This is a genomic window from Micromonospora sp. NPDC051296 (genome assembly GCF_040682255.1).
GTDB lineage: Bacteria > Actinomycetota > Actinomycetes > Mycobacteriales > Micromonosporaceae > Micromonospora > Micromonospora craterilacus.
Genome location: NZ_JBFBAO010000553.1, coordinates 1 through 3,074, shown reverse-complemented (window position 1 = coordinate 3,074; position 3,074 = coordinate 1). Strand labels below are relative to the sequence as shown.

Annotated in this window: 3 protein-coding genes and 1 tRNA gene; all 4 read right to left on the bottom strand. The window is 72.1% G+C overall.

Annotated elements, in window-relative coordinates:
• Window positions 1–1,433: DUF4132 domain-containing protein (locus AB0M52_RS32740; RefSeq protein WP_363961678.1), on the bottom strand; the 1,433-nt coding region annotated here is incomplete at its 3' end.
• Complete coding sequence (locus AB0M52_RS32735; protein ID WP_363961676.1) at window positions 1,433–1,828, bottom strand: hypothetical protein; 396 nt, start codon at window positions 1,826–1,828, stop codon at window positions 1,433–1,435. The genes AB0M52_RS32740 and AB0M52_RS32735, both read right to left, overlap by 1 nt.
• A 60-nt stretch (window positions 1,829–1,888) precedes the next feature.
• Entirely contained in the window at window positions 1,889–2,632 is a 744-nt protein-coding gene (locus tag AB0M52_RS32730) for a 3-oxoacyl-ACP reductase family protein (protein ID WP_363961674.1), read from the bottom strand.
• A gap of 150 nt (window positions 2,633–2,782) precedes the next feature.
• Window positions 2,783–2,856, bottom strand: a tRNA-Ala gene (locus AB0M52_RS32725).
• Between the last annotated feature and the right edge of the window lie 218 nt (window positions 2,857–3,074).

Here is a 3,074-nt window from a genome sequence, read left to right as displayed (position 1 = left end):
TCGGCGGCGGTCACCGGGGTGTCGTCCATGGTGCGCAGCGCGCCGTCGGCCCAGCCGCAGGGCATTCCGTCGACCAGCCAGAGCAGCCGGCGGGCCAGCGTGCCGACCAGCGGATGGTCCAGGTAGCGCTGCCGCCATGCGGCCAGGGTCCAGTGCCGCTGGGCCAGGAAGAGACGATCCAGTCGGGCCGCCTGGGCCGCGAGCATCCCGGTGATCTCCTTGGCCAGGCTCTTCAGCTCGGCCAGCTCCGCCGCATGGTCCCGGCGTACCGCCGCCGGTGGGCTCTTCACCTGCCGGCCGGCGTCGTTGTACCAGACCAGGGTGGCGCTGGTGGACGCGATCAGCAGCTCCGCCCGGCATCCGCCGAGGGCCACCTCGTGCCGACCCACCGCGGTCAGGCCGTAGTCCGGTACGGCCAGTTCCTCGATCTCGTCCCGGCCGATCCCGAGCGCCGCGGCGCGGGCGTCGAGCGCCTTGTCGATCTCGTTGCGGGTGCCCTTGTAGGTGACCCGGGCCGACAGCCGGGCCAACTGCGCCAGCGCCGCCTCGCCGTCGATCCGCCCGAGCACCCCGACCGCCGCGTTGGCAACCTTCGGGCAGGCCGGCCCGATCCCGGGCAGCCGGCGCAGCATCGACTCGACCAGGCCACCGATGCGGCGTACCTGCTCCGGTGCCGGTCGGCTCCGCTCCACCAGCCAGAGCAGGCCCCGCAGCACGTCGGCGTTGACCGAGGCCGGCTGCTGATGCGGGGTACGCGCGGCGGCGGCCAGCCACCGGTCGATGACCGCTCTCGTCTCGGCCGGGTCGACCGTGCCGAGCAGGCGGGACGCCTCGGTCGACCAGCCGACCGTCGGCCGGGCCGTGGTGGCGGTGCTGGCATGGGCTACCAGTCGCTGCCAGGCCGGGTCGAGAACGCGCAGCTCGGTGAGGATCTGCTCAGCCCACGGGTCGTCCGGGTCGAGCTGCGGACCGGTCAATTCGGCCACCAGTTGCCGCAGCCGTTGGCTCTCGTCGGACCGGTCGACCAACACCGCTACCAGCTCGGCGGCGAGCGGCCCGGCGGCGGCCAGCCCCCGGGCCACGGTCTCCAGCGCGGTGGGCGACAGCGAGTACGGTTCCTCGACGGCGTACGTGGCGAGATCCTGAAGCTGCTCGGGCGCCAGGTCGGTGGGGAGTCGGCGGGCCAGCTGCCCGATCAGGTCCAGCACCGGCCACGTCCGAGTCCGGTCCCTGCGGTGAATGGCGACCATGGCCTGCACCAGACGGGCCACGTCCGGCCGGGACAGCGGGCGAAGCGCGGCGCGTACCTCCGGGCTGTCCCGGCACAGTCGGGCGTGGGTGTAGAGGTGGCTGGCCAGGTCAGCCAGATCGTTCGTGGCGACCAGGTCGCGGACCCGGGTGACGTACCAGACGGTGTCGGTGGTGGTGGTCATCAGCCACCCACCAGCGGGACGAGCTTGAGGAAGGTGACCTCGGTGTCGCGGCGCAGGTCGACCTCGTCGTCGAGTTCCTCGACCTGACGGTCGCCGACCAGCACCACGAAGCCGTTGCGGGCGAACGCCTCCTCGGCGAGGGCGACCTGCCGCTCCGGCGCTATCCGGCGGCGCGGCTGCTCGCCCGGCTCGCCGTTGAGCGCCCGTTCGGTCGAGGTGGGCTGCACCAGCAGCCGGCGCGGTGCCGGGGCGGCGGCGTTGTGCTCGGCCACCTCCTGGTGGATCCGCCGCCGGATCAGCTCACGCAGCGTCAGCCGCTCCTCGAAGATCTGCAGGGCCCAAGCGGGGGTACGAGCACCGGCCGTGCTCTCGTCTACAAAGGTCACCGTCGCCATGCCGCGGGAGTTTAGGTAGACCCCCCGACACCATCCGCCGAGTGCGCGGCGCGGATCCGTTCAGGCCGTTGCGCCGCCGTCGATGGCGATCGACGCGCCGGTGATGTGCCGTCCGCCATCGCCCACCAGGTGGCTGACCGTCGCTGCCACGTCGGCCGGTGCCGCGTACCGGCCGAGCGCGATGTGCGATCGCTGCGCGTCCGCGCCGGCGCTGTCCGCCGGGTTCATGTCGGTGTCGGTCGATCCGGGCAGGATCAGGTTGACGGTGATCCCGCGCGGGCCGAGTTCGCGGGCGAGTGCCCGGGTCAGACCGTTGACGGCGCTCTTCGTCATGGCGTAGGCGCTCACTCCGGGGGCCGGGACGCGGCTGGCGAAGCTGCTGCCGATGTTGACGATCCGCCCGCCCTCGCCCATGTGACGCAGGGCCGCCTGGGTGGCGAGGAACACCCCGCGCACGTTGACCGCGACGGCCCGGTCGAGGTCGTCGAGGCTGACCGACTCGATCCGCCCGCCCGCGAACACCCCGGCGTTGTTGACCAGGATGTCCAGCCGCCCCAGTTCGGCGACGGTCCGCTCGACGGCACCGACCACCGCTGCCGCATCGGTACTGTCCCCACGGATCGACAGGCCGGTGCGGCCGTACGCCTCGATGTCGGCCACCACGGACTTCGCACTCTCCTCCGCGGTGCGGTAGGTGAACGCGACGTGGATGCCGTCCTCGGCGAGCCGGCGCGCGACGGCGGCGCCGATACCTCGGCTACCGCCCGTGACCAGGGCAACCCTGCCGGCAAGTCTGACCGTCATGCTGAGATCCTGACAGTCGACTCAGGACATACGTCATCCGGGTCCCGCTTCGTACCGATGGCGAGATGCCGGAGAAGGTTCCGGTCCGATGAAATGATCAAGGGCAGGCCCCGACCGCGTCGGAAACCTGCCCTGAACTGCTGCTTTGGGTGGAGCTGAGGGGATTTGAACCCCTGACCCCCTCGATGCGAACGAGGTGCGCTACCAGTCTGCGCCACAGCCCCTCCGCCGGCGGACCGGCGTCGGTCCCACCCGGCTGTCACCGGGCGGGCCGGCGACAAGGCTAACAGGTCGACCGCCCCCGCCGCGAACCGCCCTGCCAAGCAGCGCCCCGCCGCCCGACGGCCGAGCGCGACGCGCCCCCGAGAGTGTTAACAAGGGGCCCTTCCTATACCGCAGGCGTTAATAAGGTGCCCTTCCTTACCCAGCGCCGCGGCCGGCC